The 20,307-nt window shown below is 75.6% G+C and carries 19 protein-coding genes and 1 pseudogene; 8 read left to right on the top strand and 12 right to left on the bottom strand.

The annotated features are described in order from the left end of the window. Window positions 1-22: 22 nt before the first annotated feature. The 8 genes from ACFCLZ_RS26775 to ACFCLZ_RS26740 form a co-directional block, all read right to left on the bottom strand. Window positions 23-1,240: a cytochrome P450 gene (locus tag ACFCLZ_RS26775; RefSeq protein ID WP_380280003.1), complete on the bottom strand. Its 1,218-nt coding sequence runs from the start codon at window positions 1,238-1,240 to the stop codon at window positions 23-25. Further along, window positions 1,237-1,785 carry an ATP/GTP-binding protein gene (locus ACFCLZ_RS26770; protein ID WP_380286294.1) on the bottom strand — a complete coding sequence of 183 codons (549 nt, stop codon included), beginning with the start codon at window positions 1,783-1,785 and terminating at the stop codon, window positions 1,237-1,239. Before ACFCLZ_RS26770 ends, ACFCLZ_RS26775 begins: the two co-directional genes overlap by 4 nt. Window positions 1,786-1,846: 61 nt before the next feature. Beyond that, the gene (locus tag ACFCLZ_RS26765) at window positions 1,847-2,209 is read right to left on the bottom strand and encodes a DUF742 domain-containing protein (protein WP_380280002.1); all 363 of its coding nucleotides are present in this window, start codon (window positions 2,207-2,209) and stop codon (window positions 1,847-1,849) included. Then, window positions 2,206-2,658, bottom strand: a complete 453-nt coding sequence (locus ACFCLZ_RS26760; protein ID WP_380280000.1) for a roadblock/LC7 domain-containing protein — start codon at window positions 2,656-2,658, stop codon at window positions 2,206-2,208. The genes ACFCLZ_RS26765 and ACFCLZ_RS26760 overlap by 4 nt, the downstream gene beginning before the upstream one ends. A gap of 11 nt (window positions 2,659-2,669) precedes the next feature. Continuing rightward, a complete protein-coding gene (locus ACFCLZ_RS26755; protein ID WP_380279998.1) occupies window positions 2,670-4,535 on the bottom strand; it encodes an ATP-binding protein in 1,866 nt (621 codons plus the stop codon). Window positions 4,536-4,621: 86 nt separating this feature from the next. Further along, window positions 4,622-5,641, bottom strand: coding sequence for an MBL fold metallo-hydrolase (locus ACFCLZ_RS26750; RefSeq protein ID WP_380279996.1), 1,020 nt, complete (start codon window positions 5,639-5,641; stop codon window positions 4,622-4,624). Between the two features lie 132 nt (window positions 5,642-5,773). After that, on the bottom strand, window positions 5,774-6,520 hold the full coding sequence (locus tag ACFCLZ_RS26745) for a hypothetical protein (RefSeq protein ID WP_380279995.1): 747 nt from the start codon (window positions 6,518-6,520) through the stop codon (window positions 5,774-5,776). 173 nt (window positions 6,521-6,693) lie between these two features. Then, window positions 6,694-7,617, bottom strand: coding sequence for a GNAT family N-acetyltransferase (locus tag ACFCLZ_RS26740; RefSeq protein WP_380279993.1), 924 nt, complete (start codon window positions 7,615-7,617; stop codon window positions 6,694-6,696). 268 nt (window positions 7,618-7,885) lie between these two features. On the opposite strand from ACFCLZ_RS26740, the pseudogene ACFCLZ_RS26735 reads away from it, so the two are divergent. The 3 genes and pseudogenes from ACFCLZ_RS26735 (at window position 7,886) to ACFCLZ_RS26725 (ending at window position 11,247) form a co-directional block, all read left to right on the top strand. After that, window positions 7,886-9,228: pseudogene (locus tag ACFCLZ_RS26735) on the top strand (DUF692 domain-containing protein). A 63-nt stretch (window positions 9,229-9,291) separates the two neighbouring features. Then, entirely contained in the window at window positions 9,292-10,374 is a 1,083-nt protein-coding gene (locus ACFCLZ_RS26730; protein WP_380279991.1) for a TIGR04222 domain-containing membrane protein, read from the top strand. A 96-nt stretch (window positions 10,375-10,470) separates the two neighbouring features. Beyond that, window positions 10,471-11,247: a TIGR04222 domain-containing membrane protein gene (locus ACFCLZ_RS26725; protein ID WP_380279989.1), complete on the top strand. Its 777-nt coding sequence runs from the start codon at window positions 10,471-10,473 to the stop codon at window positions 11,245-11,247. Between the two features lie 54 nt (window positions 11,248-11,301). Here ACFCLZ_RS26725 and hemQ read toward each other — a convergent pair whose 3' ends face one another. The 3 genes from hemQ to ACFCLZ_RS26710 are packed head-to-tail and all read right to left on the bottom strand — an operon-like array spanning window position 11,302 to window position 14,082. After that, complete coding sequence (hemQ, locus tag ACFCLZ_RS26720) at window positions 11,302-12,027, bottom strand: hydrogen peroxide-dependent heme synthase (RefSeq protein ID WP_380279987.1); 726 nt, start codon at window positions 12,025-12,027, stop codon at window positions 11,302-11,304. Continuing rightward, window positions 12,024-13,460: a protoporphyrinogen oxidase gene (gene hemG, locus ACFCLZ_RS26715; protein ID WP_380279985.1), complete on the bottom strand. Its 1,437-nt coding sequence runs from the start codon at window positions 13,458-13,460 to the stop codon at window positions 12,024-12,026. The genes hemQ and hemG overlap by 4 nt, the downstream gene beginning before the upstream one ends. Before the next feature lie 34 nt (window positions 13,461-13,494). After that, a complete protein-coding gene (locus ACFCLZ_RS26710) occupies window positions 13,495-14,082 on the bottom strand; it encodes a Uma2 family endonuclease (RefSeq protein WP_380279984.1) in 588 nt (195 codons plus the stop codon). Between the two features lie 54 nt (window positions 14,083-14,136). On the opposite strand from ACFCLZ_RS26710, the gene ACFCLZ_RS26705 reads away from it, so the two are divergent. Then, window positions 14,137-14,577, top strand: coding sequence for a DUF523 domain-containing protein (locus tag ACFCLZ_RS26705; protein ID WP_380279983.1), 441 nt, complete (start codon window positions 14,137-14,139; stop codon window positions 14,575-14,577). A gap of 137 nt (window positions 14,578-14,714) precedes the next feature. Continuing rightward, window positions 14,715-15,788: a DUF4349 domain-containing protein gene (locus ACFCLZ_RS26700; RefSeq protein WP_380279981.1), complete on the top strand. Its 1,074-nt coding sequence runs from the start codon at window positions 14,715-14,717 to the stop codon at window positions 15,786-15,788. Between the two features lie 45 nt (window positions 15,789-15,833). On the opposite strand, the gene hemE is transcribed toward ACFCLZ_RS26700, so the two are convergent. Then, complete coding sequence (hemE, locus tag ACFCLZ_RS26695) at window positions 15,834-16,847, bottom strand: uroporphyrinogen decarboxylase (protein WP_380286293.1); 1,014 nt, start codon at window positions 16,845-16,847, stop codon at window positions 15,834-15,836. 247 nt (window positions 16,848-17,094) lie between these two features. On the opposite strand from hemE, the gene ACFCLZ_RS26690 reads away from it, so the two are divergent. The 3 genes from ACFCLZ_RS26690 to ACFCLZ_RS26680 all read left to right on the top strand — a co-directional run bounded on the left by ACFCLZ_RS26690 (window position 17,095) and on the right by ACFCLZ_RS26680 (window position 20,216). Further along, window positions 17,095-17,757 (top strand): DUF3000 domain-containing protein, encoded by a 663-nt coding sequence (locus tag ACFCLZ_RS26690; RefSeq protein WP_380279979.1) that lies wholly within the window; start codon window positions 17,095-17,097, stop codon window positions 17,755-17,757. Window positions 17,758-18,074: 317 nt separating this feature from the next. Then, entirely contained in the window at window positions 18,075-18,791 is a 717-nt protein-coding gene (locus ACFCLZ_RS26685) for a response regulator transcription factor (RefSeq protein WP_355369198.1), read from the top strand. A 165-nt stretch (window positions 18,792-18,956) separates the two neighbouring features. Beyond that, window positions 18,957-20,216: an HRDC domain-containing protein gene (locus tag ACFCLZ_RS26680; RefSeq protein WP_380279977.1), complete on the top strand. Its 1,260-nt coding sequence runs from the start codon at window positions 18,957-18,959 to the stop codon at window positions 20,214-20,216. The last annotated feature ends 91 nt before the right edge of the window (window positions 20,217-20,307 follow it).

Here is a 20,307-nt window from a genome sequence, read left to right as displayed (position 1 = left end):
AGGGTGTCCGGGCCTGCTCGTGTCATCCGGCGACCGGGGTGAAGCGGACCGGGAGGCGGACCAGGGCGCGGTGGAAGGGGCCGGGGCGCCAGCGCAGGGCGTCGGCGGGCTCGGCGAGTTCGAGGTCGCCGATCCGGCTGGTCAGCTGCTCGATCGCGGTGATCGCGATCAGCAGGGCCGGGTCGCGGGCCGGGCAGGCGTGCGGTCCTGCCGCCCAGGCCAGGTGGGCGGACTCGCCGCTGCGCAGCTCGGCGGTGTCCGCGGTGGCGGCGGGCGGGGCGGCCTGGGAGTTGGCGGCCGCGTAGGAGACCAGGACCAGCGAGCCCGCCGGGATCGCGCGGCCGTGGAGGGTGACGTCGACGCGCGGGTAGTGGGCGGAGAGGTTGGCCAGCGGCGGCTCGTGCCACAGCACCTCGTCGATCGCCTGGTGCGCCGTCATCGCCCCGCCGAACAGCGAACCGGCGTAGCGGGCGTCGGTGAGCAGGCGCAGCAGGGCGTTGCCGATGAGGTTGGTGGTCGGCTCGTTGCCCGCGATCATGGTGAGGGTGATCTGCCGGACCACCTCGTCGTTGTCCAGTCCCGCCGGGTGGGTGAGGAACCACGAGGTCAGGTCGTGCCGGGGGCGCTCGCGGCGCTCGGCGACCATCCCGGTGACCACCTCGACGAGGTCCGTGTACGCGGCCACCGCGTGCCGGGTGGACTCGATCGAGCCGACGATGCCGGCCACCAGCCGCTCGCGGTGCTCCTCGGGCACGCCGAAACCGGTGGTGAGGACGTCGACGGGCAGCCGGCGGGCGTAGTCGGCGATCAGGTCGGCGGAGCCGCTCTCCCCGAAGGCGTCGATCAGCCGGTGGGCGACCTCGGCGACCCGGCGCTGCAACTGGTGCGGCTCCAGCAGCGCCAGGCCGTCGGTGATCACCTGCCGGTAGCGGGCGTGCGTCGCGCCGTCGCTGAACAGCGCGGTCGGCCGGTAGCCGAGCACCGGCAGCAGCGGGGAGTCCGGCGGGACGGTCCGCTGCCAGGCGCGGGAGTCCTTGGAGAAGGTGTCGGTGTCGCGCAGCAGGTCGAGGGCGGCCTGGTAGTCGGTGACCAGCAGGGCCCCGACGCCGGGCGCGATCTCGACCTCGGCGACCGGGCCCTGGCGGCGCAGCTGCCGGTAGACGGCCTGCGGGTCGGCGGCGAAGGCCGGGCCGTGCAGCGCGACCGGCGCGGTCGGGGGGTGCGCGGAGGTGGTGGTCATGGTTGCTCCGGGGCGGCGGGGAGGCCGTGCAGGACGTGCTCGGTGAGCGCGATCAGGGCGTCCAGGCTGGAGCCGCGCTCCCGGGCGTCGCAGAGCACCAGCGGGGTGCTCGGGTGCAGGTCGAGGTGGCTGCGCAGCACCGCGGCCGGGTGGATCGGCGAGTCGGGGAAGCGGTTGACGGCGACCGCGTAGGGCAGCCCCTGCTCCTCGACCATGTCCATGATCTCGAAGGAGTCGGCGAGCCGGCGGGTGTCCGCGAGGACGAGGGCGCCGATGGCGCCGCGCGCGATGTCCTGCCAGAGCGGGAAGAACCGCCGCTGGCCGGGGGTGCCGAACATGTAGAGCACCAGCTCGCCGGGCAGGGTGAGCCGGCCGAAGTCGACCGCCACCGTGGTGGTGGTCTTGCCGGGCAGGCCGGCGACGTCGTCGACGGGGGCCCCGGTCTCGGTCATCGCCTCCTCGGTGTGCAGGGTCGGGATCTCCGAGAGGGTGCGGATGAAGGTGGTCTTGCCGACGCCGAACGGGCCGGCGACCACCAGCTTCATCAGCGTCTGTTCGGGGTCGGGCAGGTAGCCCACCCGGTCCGGCCGCCGCGGACCGGGCGGATTACCGGAGAGTGCGGAGTCCAACGAGGAGCCTCTCGACGAGGGAGCGGTCGGTCTGCTGGGCGCGGGGGATCGGCGCGCGGGCGTGCAGGCAGCCCGCCTCGACCAGGTCGGCCGCGAGGAAGACCGTGGCGCTGACCGGCAGCCGCAGGTGCGCGGCGGCCTCCACCACGGTGAGCGCGCCGGGTCGTAAGAGGTCCCAGAGCCGTCGGTGCTCCGCCTCCAGCTCCGCGAGCGCCGACGGCCGCTCGGCGCCGGTCGCGAACAGCACGGTGAGCCGTTCGAAGCCGTCGCCGCCCGGGCGGGTCCGTCCGCCGGTGGCCAGGTAGGCGGGCACCATCCGCCTGCGGGAGGTGGGGGTCATGACCGCGCGGGGGCGTCCTGCCGCCTGGCCGGGCTCGCCAGTGCCCGGCCCAGGGCGGCGACCTGGACCTGCATCTGGTAGGCGACGTTGCCGAGCTGGGCGTCGGGCGTGGTGAACACCGCGAGCGAGGTGTTCTCGCCGGCCGGGACGACGACGGCGAAGCCCAGGTCGGACTCGACCACGGTCTGCGCCAGCCGGGGCTGCTCGGTGTCGGTGAAAGCGGTGGTGAACGCCCGGGCGGCGGCGTGCACGGTGGCGGTCATCGCGGCGACCCGCTCGGCGCAGGCGCGGGCGAGGCCGTCCGAGGCGGCCTCGACCAGGCCGTCACCGGTGGCGATCACCGCGTGCACGACGCCCGGCAGGTCCAGGAGCGGGGTCAGCACCCAGGCGATGCCGTCGGTGTCGGACGGGCTGGGCGTGGTGCTGGTGGGGCTGGGCGTGCTGCTCACAGCGCGGCTCCTCAGGGGGTCTGGGTGGTGCGGCGGCCGGACGCGTCCGTGGGGCCGACGCCGGTGCGGGCGGCGTCGGGGCGGGGCGGGGCCGCCCGGTCGGCGCCGGTGGGGCCGGTCGCCGCGGGGGACGGGGGGTGGGGGCTGGGGACGGGGCCGGCCGGGGTGTCGGCCGGGGTGTCGGCCTCCGGGGCGGGGTCGGTACGGGTGCCGACGGCCTCGGTTTCGGTTTCGGCATCGGCATCGGCGACGGCGGCGCGGCCGGAGCCGGTGCCCTGCTGGAGCGCCTGCCAGCGGGCGGCGGCCTGCTCGGGCGTCCGCACCGGCCGGGCGGCGGCCTGCTCCGGGGTTCCGGCGGGGGCGGCCTGCGGGGTCGGCGCCAGCGGCCGGCGCCGGCGGCGGCTGGGCAGGCCGGTGCCGTCGTCCGCCGGGTCGGGGCCGTCCGGTACCGCGCGCACCGGCGGGAGGGCGTGCACCGGCGGCGCGTCCGACGGCTCGGGCGCCTCCGGCACGTCGGGCGTGTCCGGCACCGGCGGCACGACGCGGATGGCCGGGACGCCCTCGCGGCCGCGACCGCCCGCCGGGCCGGGGGCGGGCGGCGCGGCGGGCGCCGGTCCGGCGCGCAGCGGCAGCGGGGTGAGCACCGAGAGCGGCTGCTCCTCGTCCACCATGGTCAGCAGCCCGGCCGGGATCCGGACCAGCGCGCGCATGCCCCCGTACGGGGAGGGCTCGACGTGGCAGGTGAAGCCGTACTGCCGGGCCAGCTTGCCGACCACCGCGAACCCGGTCTTCGGCGGGTTGCCCAGCTCGGTGAGGAGCACCTCGGGCGGTCCGGCCAGCAGCCGGCGGGCCCGGCGCAGCTGGTCCTCCTCCATGCCGATGCCGCTGTCGTCGACGATCACCAGCGCGCCCCGGCCGCCCTGCTGGACGGTGACCGGGACGTCCGTCTCCGGGTGCGAGTAGGCGGTGGCGTTGGCGAGCAGCTCGGCGATGGCGATGGCCACCGGCTCGGCGGCCCGGGCGACCACGGCGAGCCGGCCCTCGCGCAGGTGGTTGGCCACCTTGATGCGGGCGTAGCCGGGCACCCGGGAGAGCGCGCCGACCACGACCTCGGCGAGCGGGGAGTCGGTGCGGGCCAGGCCCGGCCAGGCCTCGCAGAGCACGGCGACGGTCTGGATCCGGCGCAGCGCGACCTCGTTGCGGAAGTCCACCTCCAGCAGCCGGGGGTCGTCGTTGTCGTGCTGGAGCTGCTGGACCAGGCTCTGGATCTGGTAGAGCAGGGTCTGGATCTTGGACGTGGCGCCGCGCATCGCGGAGCGGGCGGCGGCGTCGACCCGCTCGCGCTCGTCGGTGACGGCGGCCGCGGCGGCGTCCAGGACGGCCTGCAGGGCCTGCACGGCGTCCGGGCCGACGGCGGCGGCGTCGAGCGGTCCGGCGATCGGGGCGTTGGGGTGGCTCAGGCGCAGGGCGGCGGCGGCCACGCGTTCGGTGGCGAGGTGGCCGATCTCGGCCAGCAGGGCGGCGGTGCGCCCTTCGGCCGCCGCGGCGGCCTGCTCGGCACCGTCGGCGCGCTGCCCGTCCTCGGCCGCCCGCTGCTCCGCCCGCCGGGCGCGGTCCTCGGCGGCCAGCGCGCGATCGGCCGCGGCGCGGGCCTGCTCCGCCGAGCGGTGCGCCTCGTCCCGGGCCTCGTGTGCCTGCTGCTCGGCCCGGCCGGCCCGGCCCTCGGCGACCTCGGCGCGTTCCTCGGCCAGGCGGGTGGAGGCCTCGGCGGCGGCGGCCCCGGCGAGCGCGCGGGAGCGGCCGCGGGCCAGCCGGCCGGCCACGACGAGCGCGGCGAGCGCGATCAGCGCCAGGGCCGGGACCAGCAGCTGCGTCATCGACGTCCTCGGAGTTTCCTTGTACGAAGAACGGACTTGGGGCGGGCGGTGCGAGGCGGTGCGAGAGGACGGGGCGGGCAGCCGGCTCAGGCCACGTCGCCGGCCGCGCGGGAGCGGGGCGCGCGCCGTTCGGCGTCCTCGTCCAGCTCCCGGGCGACCAGGGCCACCTGGCTCATCGCCTCCAGGATGTTCGGCACCCCGGTGCCGTCCAGGTGCCGGTACTCGGCGGCGACGGTGAGCACCAGCCGCTCGGGCAGGCCGAGTTCGGGGTAGCGCCGCTCGGCGATGATCCGGCGGGCGGCGTCCAGGGCGGGCAGGCCGGCCCGGTGCAGGGCGTGCGCGCGCTCGCGGACGTAGCCGAGGTAGGCGATGTGCTCCCGGACCCCGGGCCGGTCGAGCACCGGGCCGTGGCCGGGGACGATGATCTCGGCGCCGGTGGCCAGGATCCGCTCGCAGGCGGCGACGATGTTCTCCAGCGGGCCGGCCCAGTGCGAGGGGTGGTCGCCGGGCTGCGCGGCGGTCGAGCCGAAGATCACGTCACCGGTGAACACCGCGCGCTGGTGCGGGAGGTGGACGATGAGGTCGCCGCCGGTGTGGGCCGAGGGCAGGCCGGTGATCTGCACCGGGTACTCCCCCACCCGCAGCTCCAGCTCGCCGTGGAAGACGGTGTCCGGGTGGACCGGCTCGGTCCGCGACCAGTCGAACTGCCCGAAGTGGCGGCGGAGGTAGCCGCCGAGCGGCGAGTGCGGGTCGCTGCCGGTGACCAGGCCCTGGGTCTGCTGGGGCGTCGGCTCCCAGTGGATGTGCTCCAGCGCCTCGCGGGTGGCGATCACCTCGGCGTCGGGCAGGACGCCCGCGCCCCAGAGGTGGTCGCCGTTGGCGTGGGTGACGACGATCCGGTCGACGGTGACGCCGTCGGCCAGCCGCTTGCGGCTCTCGGCGAGGAACTCGGCGGCGAGCGAGGGGTCGTAGGGCGTGTCGATCCACAGCGCCGTGCGCGGCCCGGCGAGCAGTCCGCAGTTGGCCAGGCCCCAGCCGCGCTTCGGCGGGAGCCAGACGTACAGGTCCTCGGCAATCGCGCTCACGTTCGCACGGTTGATCGTCATGGCCGCGATTATGCCGATGATGTGACGGTAGTGGAGCAAAAGCCTGATGAATCCGGCCACTTCCTGCCCCGGAGACTCCCGGACTGTCCTGTTTGCCCCCGTCCTCGGCGGCCGGATCCTGCCCCCGTGCGCTCACCCTGCGGGCAGGACGCGGCAGACCTCGACGGTCACGTCCACCGTGTCCAGCCCGATCACCCGGCCCTCGACGGCGACGAACCCCTTCTCCCCCGAGCGGAACAGCGCGGCCAGCGGGGACTGCCGCCCGGCGGCCGCCAGCGCCTCCACCGCCATCGCCGAGCCGAACGCGAACACCCCGCAGAGCACCACGCAGGGCGCCTGCCGGGAGGTGCGGGTGACGAACACGAAGCCGTGGTCGCGGACGAGTTCGTCGGCCGCGTTGTACTGCGCCTCGAAGGTCATCCCGCCCCAGCGGGCCCGGGCCGCCTGCGGGTGCTCCAGCCGGAAGTCCGGGAAGCCGGCCGCCAGGACGCCCGCCGAGTAGGCGTTGACGCTCGGCCCGCCGATCGAGAAGGTCGGCATCCGCGGGTCCTGCGCACCGGCGGTGACCAGCTCGATGGTGGCCTTGCGGTTGATCTTCCGCAGCAGGTCGATGAGCTGGGCGATCGCGCGCGCCTCGGCCATCGGCATGAAGAGCACGTTCCGCGGCCCCCGGCTGGTGAGCCGGCAGCCGTCCTTGGCGTAGGCGAACTCGGCGACCTCGATGCTCGGGGTGACGATCTGCACCCGGCCGTACGGCCCGAGCAGCACTCTCAGGAAGCCGTAGCGCAGGAAGAGCCGGGTGCGGGCGATCGAGCGGGCGGCGAGAAAGCCGATCACGGCCGGGACGAACCCGACCAGGATCTGGAGCAGGATCTCCATGGCACCCCCGCGCGAACACTCGGGCACGAACAGTCTGCGCGGAGGTGATGCCCCGTGAGGCGCCGGGAACTCCCTCCCCCGCCTCCCTCCCGGCTGCCACGCCGGGAAACGCCCCGAAATCACCCGTCCGGCGGAACGGCTGTCACGTTCCGTCACCGGATTCGGCCGGGGGCTCAGGCGTCCAGACGCTTGATGAACTTCCGTTCGCTCGCGCAGCGCCGGTAGCCCAGCCAATCGTTGATCGCGAGCATCGGCGCGTTGGTGGCGTCGTTGGAGGTGTAGGCGTACCGCAGTCCGGCGGCCCGGGCGCGGCGCAGCGACTCCCACTTGGCGAGCTTGGCCAGCCCGCACCCGCGGTGCGCCCGGCGGCAGGCGGTGAAAGCCGACCAGTAGCGCTGCGCACCGTCCGTGCTGACGGCGCTGAACGCGGCCGGCACACCGTCGGCCACGGCGACCACGGTCAGCTCCCGGTCCAGATCCGGGCGGTTCCACTCCGCCGCCAGCCACTGCTCGTACTCGGCGGCGTCCATCACGATCTCGCCCGGCTCGTCCAGCGCCGCGTCCGCCTCGATCTCGAAGACCGGGTACGGGTCGGCCGCGAAGTCGCTCGCCGGGCGCAGTCGGACGCCGGCCGGCAGCGGCGGGGCCGGCGGCAGCGGCGCGGTGAGGTCCCGGGCGGCGAAGTGGGCGGTCCGGCCGGCGGTGAAGCCGCGGGCCTCGGCGAAGGCGCACGAGCCGGGTTCGTCGTCCACCCAGCTGTGCAGTTCGACGACGCCGTGTCCGGCCAGGTGCCGCTCGGCGGCGGCCAGCAGGGCGGTGAAGACCCCGCGCCCGCGGTACGCGGGCAGCACGCTGCCGTTGGCGTGGCCGATGCCGACCGTGGTGGTGCCCGTCACCACTCCGCAGCGCACGGTGCCGACCACCCGGCCGTCCAGCTCGGCGACGAAGGTGCGGTAGTGGGCGCCCTTCGCCCGGCGGGCGTTCAGCCAGACGAACATCTCGGGGGTCTGGACCAGGTGCTCGCGCCCGGCCCGGTGGGCCGCCGCGACGGCGTCGGCGTCCTCGGGGCGGAAGTCACGAATCGTCAGAGGTGTCATAGGGATGTCACGGTAGCTCCACAGGGGGCCCGCCCGCCCCCGGTTTTTCCGGTCGGGACCGGCCCCACCTGCGGTGATGCCACGGCCCCGGATCACCGGCCGCTCATTGACGCAACGCCAAGCTCAAGTAATGCTCTGAGATGACCGGGCGAGGCTTGGCAGCCTCACCGCCCGGGGACATGCTCAGCAACACCGCCCGGCGGCCCTGGCGACGACGCCCGCGCCGACCGACGGCCTTCCCACCCGGCCCTCCGAAGGGGGCGCACCGATGACCTCTCCCGCCCTGCACCTGGGCATCACCGCCACCACCGGCAGCACCGGCACCACCGGCACCGCGCGCCGGCTCGGCGTCGGCCTCGGCTGGCGCAGCGAGATCGACACCGTGGTCGAACGGCAGCCCGGCCTGGACTGGGTCGAGGTGGTCGCCGAGAACGTCTGCGCCGGCCACCTCCCGGAGTCCCTGCGGATCCTGCGCGACCGCGGCCTCACCGTGGTCCCGCACGGCGTCGGGCTCGGCCTCGGCGGCGCCGACCGGCCCGACCCGGCCCGCCTCGCCCGGCTCGCCGAGACCGCCGGGGCGCTCGGCTCCCCGCTGGTCACCGAGCACCTGGCGTTCGTCCGGGCCGGCGGCCTGGAGGCCGGCCACCTGCTGCCGGTGCCGCGCTCGCGCGACGCCCTGCGGGTGATCGCCGAGAACGTCCGGATCGCCCAGGACCAGCTGCCGGTGCCGCTCGCCCTGGAGAACATCGCCGCCCAGCTGGCCTGGCCGGACGACGAGCTGACCGAGGGCCAGTTCCTCGCCGAGCTGGTCGAGCGGACCGGCGTGCGGCTGCTGGTCGACGTCGCCAACCTGCACACCAACCGGGTCAACCTCGGCGTCGACCCGGCCGCCGAGCTGGACCGCCTGCCACTGGAGGCGCTCGCCTACGTGCACGTCGCGGGCGGCACCATGGTCGACGGCGTCTGGCACGACACCCACGCCCACCCGGTCACCGAGCCGGTGCTGGAGGTGCTGGCCGAGCTGTGCGCCCGGATCGCCCCGCCCGGGGTGCTGCTGGAGCGCGACGCCGCGTTCCCGCCGCCGGCCGAGCTGGCCGCCGAGCTCGACGCCATCCGGCGGGTGCTGGACGGCGGCGGTGCGCGATGACCGACGCCCTCACCGGTTCCGCCCCCGACACCGACACCGGCCCCGACGCCCACACCGACGCCGCCCGCGCCCGGCTCGCCGCCCGGCAGAGCGCCCTGCTCACCGCCCTGGTGGCCGGCGGCCCGGTGCCGCCCGGCTTCGACCCCGCGCAGGTGCGCGCGCAGGCCGCCGGCCTGGCCGCCAAGCGTCGCGACACCGCCGCCAAGGTCGCCCCGGACCTGCCCCGCCTGCTCGGCACCCGGTACGGCCCGCTGTTCCTCGCCTACGCCCGCAGCCACCCGCAGAGCGGCGGCTACCGCGCCGACGCCCGGGCCTTCGCCGTCTGGGCGCTCGCCGAGGGCGAAGGGCTGGACGCCGCCGCCCGCCGGTCGCTGGGGCAGTGGCTCGATCCGGCCCCGGAACACGCGCCGGGCCCGCTCGCCCGCCTGCGGCGCGCCCTGCGGCCCGGCCGCCGCGACGCCTGAGCGGCGTCCGGCACACACCCTGAGCACCGCCCGACCACGTCTCACCACCCGGGGGAACCGCCCATGTGGCACAACGCCTACTACCTGATCCCCGCCGCCCTGCTGGCCGCCGCCGTGGTCCGGGCCTCGCAGGCCCGGCTGGCCGCGCTGCGCGTCCCCAACCCCAAGGGGCTGCCCGGCCGCGGCATCCCGCTGCTCGACGCCGCCTTCCTGGCCGGCGGCCCCGGCCGGGTCTTCGACACCGCCCTGGTCCGGATGCACCGGGCCGGCCACGTCGTGGTCAGCCGGGCCGGTCTGGTCACCCTGACCACCGACAAGCCGTACGACAAGGTCGAGCGCGAGATCGTCGACGCGATCGGCCCGTCCCGCAGCCGGGACCTCGGCCCGCTGCGGATCGCCGTGATGCGCTCGCCGAGCGTCCAGGCGATCGGCGACACGCTCGCCGACCGGGGCCTGATGCGCAACCCCGCCCGGTTGCGCCGGGCGCGCACGGCGCGCCGGGCCATCTGGTTCGCGCTGCTGCTCACGGCGGTCGTCACCGCCGCCGCCCACCTGCTCGACTCCGACGAGCCCGGCGGGGAGCACCCCGCCCTGTGGATCCCGCCGGTACTGCTCGTCTTCGGCCTGCTCTCCCTGCTGGCGATCCGCCCGCCCCGGGGGCGGATGACCCCGGCCGGGCGCCGCCAGCTCGGGCTGGTGGACGACGGCAAGCCGTGGACGCCCCGCAACGGGGCCCGGAGGGCCGACGCCGCCGTGCTCGGCGCGATCGCGCTCGGCGGCCTGGCCGCCGTCGGCGCCGCCGAGTTCGCCGACGCGGAGCTGCAGCAGGCCCTGCTCGCCACGGCGGCCGCCGACCAGGCGGCCAGGGCGACCGGCTACTCCGCCTCCTCGTCCGCCACCGGCTCGACCGGCTCCACCGGCGGCTCCGGCAGCGGCTGCGGCAGCAGCCCGGCGGTCTGGTGCGGCTCGTCCTCCGACTCCGGTTCCTCCGACTCCGGTTCCTCCGGTTCGAGCTGCGGCGGGAGCAGCGGCTGCGGCGGCTCCTCGTCCTCCGGCTCCAGCTGCTCCTCGGGCTCCTCCGGCTGCGGGTCCTCCTCGTCCTCCAGCTGCGGATCCAGCTGCGGCGGCGGAGGCTGCGGTTCCTGATCACCCGGGACCGATGGACCCGCCGGACGTCACAGTTCGGTATCGCGCTCCGGGAAGACGTTCCGCGTGCGGCGCGGCCGGGACTACAACAACCCCATGTGGTTGCTCTTCCTGCTCCCGGCCTGCGTCGCCGCGGTGCTCTCCTGCATCCGGCTGGTCCGGATGACCGCCGCCGCCGACGCGCTCTCCGGTCAGGAAGGCCAGCGGCCGCCCGAGGCGGTCGGCATCGGGCTGTACGAGACGGCCTACCTGGCCGGCGGTCCGGACCGGGTCGTCGAGCTCGCCCTCGTCCTGATGGCCTCCCGGGGCCGGCTGCACCTCGCCCACACCGGCTGGACCACCATCGTCGACCCGCGCGGGCGCAGCCGGCTGGAACGCGCGGTGGTCGCCACCGTCGGCCCCGAGGGCCAGTGCCGCACCGAGGACCTGCGGGCGGCGATGGCCGCCCACCCGACCGTGCTGGAGATCGGCAGCCGGCTCTCCCTGGCCGGGCTGGCCACCCCGGCCGCCGTCCAGCGGCACACCGTACTGGTGGTCCGGCAGGTCCGGCAGGCGCTGCTGCTGTCGCTGGTGATGCTGGCCGTCGCCCTGGTCGTCGGCGGCCTGGTGGACGGTGACGCGCTGACCCCGCTGGCCTGGTTCTCGCTGCCGCTGGTGCTCACCTCGGGCACCCTGCTGATGGCCCGGATCGACGTCTACCCCTACACCCACTGGGCCTCGCCGGTCGGCCAGGAGGTGCTCCGCGAGGTCCGCCCGCCGCGCCAGCACGGGCTCACCGACGACGACGAGCGCGAACTGCTCACCGCCGTCGCCATGAACGGCCCCGCCGCCCTCCCGGACGCCCGGCTGCGCGCCGCCCTGCGCCGCCCGTGACACGGGAAGGGGCCCCGTCCTCGGACGGGGCCCCTTCCCTGGTGCGTCGCGCGCTCAGACCAGGCCGTTGAGCAGCTCGGCGACCGGCTTGCGGCGGCCGGTGAAGAACGGCACCTCCTCGCGGACGTGCAGCCGGGCCCGGGACGGGCGCAGGTCGCGCATCAGGTCCACGATCCGGTGCAGCTCGTCCGCCTCGAAGGCGAGCAGCCACTCGTAGTCGCCCAGCGCGAACGAGGCGACCGTGTTGGCCCGCACGTCCGGGTAGCCGCGCGCCATCTGGCCGTGCTCGGCGAGCATCGCGCGCCGCTCGGCGTCCGGCAGCAGGTACCACTCGTAGGAGCGGACGAACGGGTAGACGCAGACGTAGTCGCGCGGGCGCTCGTCGGCGAGGAAGGCCGGGATGTGCGACTTGTTGAACTCCGCCGGGCGGTGCAGCGCCATGTTCGACCAGACCGGCTCCAGCAGCCGACCCAGGCCGGTGCGGCGGAAGCGGTTGTACGCCTCCTGGAGGTCGTCGGAGTCCTCGGCGTGCCACCAGACCAGGATGTCGGCGTCGGCGCGCAGACCGGACACGTCGTAGGTGCCGCGCACCGTGACGTCCTTGGCGGCGAGCTGGGCGAACAGCTCGTCGACCTCGGCGGACAGACCGGTGCGGTCCTCCGGCAGGGCGCCCTTGAGCTTGAACACCGACCACATGGTGTAGCGGATGACCTGGTTCAGGTCCCGCGCCTTCTTCTTCGCGGGCTGCTCGGCGGCCTGCTGCTCAACGGTCTCAGTCATGCGCCCATTGTCCTCTCCGTGACGTTCGCCCCGGTCAGCGGGGTCAACACTCTGTCGAGCCCGGCGACGGCCGCCCGGGCGCTCGCGATGCACGCCGGGATGCCGACGCCGTCGTACGCCGCCCCGCACAGCGCCAGCGCGCCCACCCGGTCGGCGGCCGCCCGGATCCGGGCCACCCGGTCCAGGTGGCCGACCGGGTACTGCGGCAGTCCGGCCCGCCAGCGGGTGACGGCGGTGTCGTAGGGGCGGGCGCTCAGACCGATCGCCTCGCCCAGGTCGGCCAGCGAGCGGGCGACCAGCTCCTCGTCGTCCAGCTCCAACGGCTCCTCCTCGTGCAGCCGCCCCAGCGAGGTGCGCAGCACGAAGGCGTCCGGGGCGGAGCGCTCCAGCCAGCCCCACTTGTTGGAGGAGAACGTCGACGCCTTGATCCGGCGGCCGTCCACCGGCGGGACGAGGAATCCGCTGCCGGCCGGGGGCTCGGGCAGGTCGGCGCGGCGGAACGCCAGGGTGACCAGCGCCATCCCGGCGTACTCGACGCCGTCCAGCTCGGTGGCCGCGGCCGGCGCGTCGGCGCGCAGCAGCCGGGCGGCGGCGGGCGCGGGCACGGCCAGCACGACGGCGGCCGCGTCCAGGGTGTCGCCGTCGGCGGTGGTCACCCGCCAGCCGTCGGCGGTGCGGCGCAGCTCGGTCACCCCGGTGCGGGTGCGCAGCTCGACGCCGGCCTCGGCGCAGGCCGCGGCGACCGCCGCCGGCAGGGTGCCGAGGCCGCCGCGCAGGCCCTGGAAGACGGGGGTGCCGGCGGTCTTCGGCCGGTTGGCCAGCTCGTGCACCCCGTCGAGCAGCGATCCGCCGCTGCGGGCGAGCGGCAGCAGCGCGGGCACCGCGGCGCGCAGCGAGATCTCGTCGGCGTGCCCGGCGTAGACGCCGCCCAGCAGCGGCTCCACCAGCCGGTCCACCACCTCGCGGCCGAGCCGCTCGGCGACGTACCGGCCGATCGCGATGTCGTCCGCGACCGGCTCGCCGGCCACCTCGTGCCGGGCCCGCTCCAGCCCCTCGGGGCTCAGCACCCCGCAGTCCGCGAGCGCCGCGAGGTCCCCGGGGACGCCCATGACCTGCCCGCCGGGCAGCGGACGCAGCGCGCCCCGGGTCCAGATCGCGGCCTTGGCGGTGGTCGGCGGCTCCAGCTGCTCCGCGAGCCCGACCGCCCGCGCCAGCTCGACCGCCTCCGGCCGCCGGGCCAGCATCGACTCGGCCCCGAGGTCCACCCGGACCCCGCCGACCTCGCCGCCCCACAGCTTCCCGCCCAGCCGCTCCGACGCCTCCAGCAACGTCACCCGCGCCCGCGCGGGCTCCCCCGCCGCTCCACCGAGCACGGCGGCGGCGGTGAGTCCCGCGATACCGCCGCCGATCACCACGACATGTGCTTGCGCCATGCTCCGCAGTCTCGCAGGTCCTTACACGTTTGCCTCAATCCCCTGCACGCTTCGCCCTCGGGGCGGGGACGAGCGCGTCGAGGTCGATGTCGAGCGGGAACGGCACCGGCCGCTCCAGCCGCTTCCGGAAGATCCCGGCCGCGACGTAGGCGGAGGTCGGCCGGTCGAGTTCGTAGGCGTGCACCACCGGCAGGCCGTCCTCCTCCTCGATCACCCAGTAGTGCGGAATCCCGGCCTCGGCGTACTTCCGCAACTTGACGCACTGGTCACCGACCGCCGAGTCCGGGGAGACGACCTCGACGACAAGCAGGGCTTCGTCCGCCGCGAGCCGCCTGCGGCCGGCCGTGCTCGTGACCACGATGTCCGGCCTGACGAGGTTCCTCCGGTCCAGCGTGACGGCGGCCCCGCACGTGGCGGCCGCCCCGCCCGGCAACCGGCGGCCCAAGGTGGCGGCGAGTGCGCTCACCACCCGGCCGTGCCAGGCCGGCAAGGGCCACAGGAAGAACACCGGGCAGCCGTGCCACAGCTCCGTGCGCGGCGGGGCCTGTGACAGGAGGTCGAGATCCTCGGCGAACCAGCCCTCCAGCCGGGGCGGGTACATCCACTCGGGAAGTTCGTCCACGGGCAGCACGGTAGCGACTCCGTGGTCGGCGCAGAGCCCCGTAGGCTCACACACATGGAGAAGGTGCTGGTGAGTGCGTGTCTGGCCGGGGTTCCGTGTCGGTACGACGGGCGGGCGAAGACGGCGCGGGTGGTTGACGAGCTGGTGGCGCAGGGGCGCGGGGTCGTGGTGTGCCCGGAGGGGGCGGGCGGGCTGCCGACGCCGCGGCCGGCGGCGGAGATCGTGGGCGGGGACGGGGCGGACGTGCTGGACGGGCGGGCGCGGGTGGTGGACGCGACCGGGGCGGACTGCACGGAGGAGTTCGTGGCCGGGGCGCGGGCGGCGCTGGCCGCGGCCGAGGCGGCGGGGGCGCGGCGGGCGCTGCTGATGGCGCGCAGCCCGTCCTGCGGGTGCGGGCAGGTGTACGACGGCACCTTCGGCGGGACGCTGCGGCCCGGGGACGGGGTGACGGCGGCGCTGCTGCGACGGGCGGGGATCGCGGTGGAGGCGGTCTGACGCCTTGTCCGGTCCGCAGCCGAGCCGTGATCAAGCTGCGACGTACCGGGCGGATCCGATCCGGGTCGTTCCCCGTCGAATGGTCCGAGCGTCCCGGAGCAGGGACGTCGGACAGTCGACGCGGGGAGGGCCCGAACGTGGGAAGAGGACGGCGAAGAGCGGGGGCGCTGGCGGCGGTGGCCGTGACCGCCGCGCTGGCGGCGGGGTGCTCGTCGAGCGGTGGCGGTGTCAGGGACAACGCGGCGGCGGCCCCCGCGCAGGCCGCCGCCGGGGAGGCGGCCAAGGGGGACGCCGCGCCGGGCGTGCCGGGCTCGGCCGCCTCGGCGGCGGCGCCCAAGGCCGCGGCGACCGGGGCGGCCGCGGCGGCCCCGGTGGTGGACGCCCGGCAGATCGCCCACTCGGCGCAGCTGACGGTGCGGACGGCGAAGGTGGACGAGGCGCTGGCACGCGCCCGCGCGCTGGCGCTCGCCGCGGACGGCTACGTGGCGAGCGAGACGGCGAGCGGCACCGGCGGGGCTGGCCCCGGCACCGGCACCGGCGGGACCGGGTCGGCCGACGTCGCCCCGGCCAGCGGGCAGATCACGGTGAAGGTGCCGTCGGCGGCCTTCCAGTCGACGCTGGACCAGCTGGCCGGGCTCGGCGAGGTGGTCTCCCGGCGCAGCCAGGCGGAGGACCTGACGCAGCAGGTCGCCGACGTCAACAGCCGGATGCAGAGCCAGCAGGCGAGCGTGGACCGGGTGCGGGCGCTGATGGCGCAGGCGAAGACGCTGGCCGAGGTCGTCAGCCTGGAGAGCGAGCTGAGCCGCCGGGAGGCGGACCTGGAGTCGCTGCAGAAGCAGGTCAAGGAGCTGTCGGCGCGGACCTCGCTGTCCACCATCACCCTGGACGTGCGCCCGAAGCAGGACACCGCCCAGCCCGACGCCCCGGCGCCGAAGAAGAAGGACGACGGCTTCTGGGCGTCGGTCGGCTCGGCGCTGGGCGGCGGCTGGCACGTGCTGTTCGTGATCGTGCGCGGGCTCTTCATGACGGTGGCCGCGCTGCTGCCGTTCCTGCTGGTGGTGGTTCCGGTGGCGGCGGCGGTGTGGGCGGTGCGCCGCCGGTGGCCGCGTGCGGCGCGGGACGCCGGGCGGGACCGGGAGCCGATCCCGGGTTTCGCACCGCCGCCGGCCGAGCACCGCCCGGAGCAGGCCGAGGAGCGACGGACGCCCTGACCGCCGGGCGCGACGGCGGCGGGGATCCGCCGCCGTCGCGGGGCGTCAGCGGGCGCTGGCCTCGTGCACGAAGGCGACCAGGCGGGAGAGCGCGTCCGGGTCCATGCTGGGCAGCACGCCGTGGCCGAGGTTGAAGATGTGGCCGCTGGTGCCAAGCGCCTGGGCGGCGTGCAGCACCTCACGGGCCTTGGTCTCGACGGCCCTGGTCGGCGCGAACAGCACCGCCGGGTCGAGGTTGCCCTGCAGTCCCTTGCCGGGGCCGACCCGCTCGGCGGCGACGTTCAGCGGCACCCGCCAGTCGACGCCGACCACGTCGGCGCCGGCCTGGCCCATGAGGCCGAGCAGCTCGCCGGTGCCGACGCCGAAGTGGATCCGCGGCACGCCGTAGCCGGCGACCGAGTCGAACACCTTGGTGCTGGCCGGCATGACCGAGCGGCGGTAGTCGTCCGGGGCGAGCGAGCCGACCCAGGAGTCGAACAGCTGGACGGCGGAGGCGCCGGCCTCGATCTGGACCTTGAGGAAGGCGGAGGTGATGTCGGCCAGCCGGTCGACCAGGGCGGCCCACAGCTCGGGCTCGCCGTACATCATGGCCTTGGTGTTCTCGTGGTTCTTGGACGGGCCGCCCTCGACCAGGTAGCTGGCCAGCGTGTAGGGGGCGCCGGCGAAGCCGATCAGCGGGGTGGGGCCGAGCTCGTCGACGAGCAGGCCGACGGCCTCGGTGATGTAGGGGACGTCGTGCGGCTCCAGCGGGCGCAGCCGCTTGAGGTCCTCGGCGGTGCGGATCGGGTCGGCGATGACCGGGCCGATGCCGGGCTTGATGTCGACGTCGATGCCGATCGCCTTGAGCGGCACCACGATGTCGCTGAAGAAGATCGCCGCGTCCACCTTGTGCCGGCGCACCGGCTGGAGGGTGATCTCCTTGACCAGCTCGGGCCGCATGCAGGACTCCAGCATGGGGATGCCCTCACGGACCTTCAGGTACTCGGGCAGCGAGCGTCCGGCCTGACGCATGAACCACACCGGGGTGTGCGGCACCGGCTCGTGCCGGCAGGCGCGCAGGAACGCCGAGTCGTGCGCGGCCCCGCGGCGCGCGTCGGGCTGCTGACCGGGGGTCGCACCGGTCGGGGGGACTGCCGGGGTGTCTGCCGTCGTCTCGCTCACGCTCCAAATCTTCGCACGCGGCCCGGGCCTGGCCGTCCCGGTGGTCTCGTGGGTTCCTCCAAGATCTGGCCGGATTGCCGCCCCGGCGCGCCGCGCGGGAAGAAGTTGCGGCGATTACCCGGCTTTTCGACCTAGTCTTCGGGTCATGGCAGCGGTCGGAGGGCACCCCGCACAGGGTGGCGGAGCAGGTGGCGGAACGGGTCGGGAGGCGGCGCCGAGCGAGTTCCGGGCCGCCGTGGAGGCGCTCTCCGAGGCCCGGCTGCGCCCCGAGCTCGTCCTCTCCCCCGCCCCGGCGCCCCGCCGGCTGGCGCCGCACGCCTTCGCGCTGACCGCCGCCGTCGAGGTGGACGGCGAGGAGCTGGCCGACGGCCGGCTGGTGCTGCTGCACGACCCGGCCGGGCAGGAGGCCTGGAACGGGGACTTCCGGGTGGTCACCATGACCCGGGCCGAGCTGGAGCCGGAGATGGCCGGCGACCCGATGATCTCCGAGGTCGGCTGGGCCTGGCTGCTGGACGCGCTGCAGGCGCACGGCGCCGGGTACGCGGAGCCCTCCGGCACGGTGTCGCTGTCCGCCTCGCAGTACTTCGGCGGGCTGGCGGACCGGGCGTCGAGCACCGAGATCGAGATCCGGGCGTCCTGGACGCCGGCCGACGGCCGCTTCGAGCGGCACCTGGCGGCCTGGGGGGACCTGCTCTGCATCAGCGCGGGCCTGCCGCCGGCCTCCCCGGCCCCGCACGGCCCCGCGGACGTCACGTCACTCGGTGGAGTGGTCCCGATGCCCGCGCGGCGACGCCCCCGTTCGCACTGAGGAGTGGCGCGCGCCGGGACGTCACCGGTGGACGCCCCGCCACCCCCAAGGCTGACAGAGTGTGACTTCAGTGCGGCTCTCCGTCAACAAAGCGCTCGGAACTGACCGGTTTGCGCTGGATCTGATCGATTTTGTGCGAATTCCACGCATGTCGCATCAGTCATCTGCGCGATTTGTCCGTATTGTGACTCACTAGATCGTGATCTTTCGCTAAAGCCGGGCACGGATGCTGCCGAAGCAGACTGTGACCCTTTCCGAACGCGGAACACTCCGACCGCCCCCTCGGGGTTCCGTCCGCCACTCCCGCAGGAGGCCTGGTGTCGGTCCTTCTTGAGCACCCCGCAAACGTGGTCGCCTACCGCCCGACCAAGCCCACCGCCATGGTGGTCATCGCCGATCCCCGCGTCCGAAACACCGTCACCCGTCACCTCTGGGCGCTCGGCGTCCGGGACGTGATCGAGGTGTCCTCGATCGCCGAGGCCCGCCCCCGGGTCTCCACCCCGCGCGACATCTGCGTCGCCGACGTCCACCTCCCCGACGGCTCCGGACTCACCATCCTCGCCGAGACCCGCGCCGCCGGCTGGCCCAACGGGCTGGCGCTCTCCGCCGCCGACGACATCGGCGCCGTGCGCAGCGCGCTGGCCGGCGGGGTCAAGGGCTACGTCGTCACCGGCACCCGCACCAACGTGGCCATGCCGGGCCGCCCCGGCCTGCCGCTCGGCGCCGCCGGACTGGCCGGGCGGATGCGCCGGCCCGGGATGCCGGGCATGCCGGGCGCGCACGGAGCCCCGGGCGCTCCCGGGGCGCACGGTGCGCCGGGCGCGCAGCAGGCCGCCTACCGCGAGCTCTCCGGGCGCGAGGTGGAGGTGCTGCGGCTGGTGGCCGAGGGCCAGTCGAACAAGGCGATCGGCGTGGCGATGGGCCTCTCGGCGCTCACCGTGAAGAGCCACCTCGCCCGGATCGCCCGCAAGCTCGGCACCGGCGACCGCGCCGGGATGGTCGCGGTCGCGCTGCGCACCGGCATCATCCACTGAACCCCCGCCGCTGCGGCGGCTCTGGAGGAACGTTTCCTCCGGGGCCGCCGCAGCGCGCTGGGGAGAACCGGGTCACCGCCGCCGGGCGGTGGCGCGGCACCTCCCGCATCGGTCTGACCAGTCCGACAACACTCCCGGTCGCGGGGACCGTCGTACCCTTGGGGAGTGACCGACGCCGTAGCAGCCATCCCAGAAGAAGCAGCCCCGGTCCCACTCCTCGAACCGAAGGAGGGGATCCCTCCGGTCGTGGCGGACGAGCAGGCGCTGGCCGCCACCATCGCCGCCTTCGCGGCGGGAACCGGACCGGTCGCCGTCGATGCCGAGCGGGCCTCCGGCTACCGCTACGGCCAGCGGGCGTACCTCATCCAGCTGCGCCGCGCGGGCGCCGGTACCGCGCTGATCGACCCGATCGCCTGCCCCGACCTCGGCGCACTGGGCGCGGCCCTCGCGGACACCGAATGGGTGGTGCACGCCGCCACCCAGGACCTGCCCTGCCTGGCCGAGGTGGGCATGAGACCCCAGCGACTGTTCGACACCGAGCTGGCCGGGCGGATCGCCGGCTTCGCCCGGGTCGGACTCGGACCGATGACCGAGAGCGTGCTCGGGCTGAGCCTGGCCAAGGAGCACTCCGCGGTCGACTGGTCCACCCGCCCGCTGCCGGAGCCGTGGCTGCGCTACGCCGCTCTGGACGTCGAGGTGCTGGTCGAGCTGCGCGACGCACTCGAACGGGAGCTGGACGCCCAGGGCAAGCTCGACTGGGCCCTGGAGGAGTTCGCGGCGATCGCCGCCGCCCCCCGCCCGGCCCCGCGGACCGACCCCTGGCGCCGCACCTCGCAGCTGCACAAGGTGCGCCGGCGCCGCCAGCTGGCCGTGGTGCGCGAACTGTGGCTGGCCCGCGACCGGATGGCGCAGGAGCGGGACGTCTCGCCCGGCCGGGTGCTGTCGGACGCCGCGATCGTCAACGCCGCGCTGGCCATGCCGCTGAACATCGCCGCGCTGCAGTCCGTCCAGGGCTTCGGGCCGCGGGTGCACCGGCGCCAGCTGGAGCAGTGGCTGGCCGCCGTCCAGCGCGGGCGGGAGGTGCCGGAGAACCAGCTGCCGCCGGCCGCCGCGCCGCACGACGGGCCGCCGCCGCCGCGCGCCTGGGCCGAGAAGGACCCGGTCGCGGCCGCCAGGCTGAGCGGGGCGCGCGCCGCGGTCAGCGAGCTGGCCGAGCGCCACCACCTGCCCGCCGAGAACCTGATCACCCCGGACCTGGTCCGCCGGGTGTCCTGGGAGCCGCCGGCCGACGCCTCGGCGGCGAACGTGGCCGCGGCGCTGCGGCGGCTCGGCGCCCGCCAGTGGCAGGTCGACCATGTCGCTCCGGCGCTGGCCGCCGCCTTCGCCAAGGCGGCCACGACGACGGCGGCGGCGCAGCAGGGCTGAGCGGCGAGTGAGCGGAGAAGGGGATGTCGCCCGGGGAGGGCGGCATCCCCTTCGTCATGCCCCTCGCCCGGGGCCCCATGCGGGAGGCCGG

Origin of the sequence: Kitasatospora purpeofusca (assembly GCF_042691725.1) — a bacterium.
Classification (GTDB): Bacteria; Actinomycetota; Actinomycetes; order Streptomycetales; family Streptomycetaceae; genus Kitasatospora; species Kitasatospora purpeofusca_B.
The sequence above is the reverse complement of the archived record's forward strand: the minus strand, read 5'-3'. Positions and strand labels throughout refer to the sequence as shown.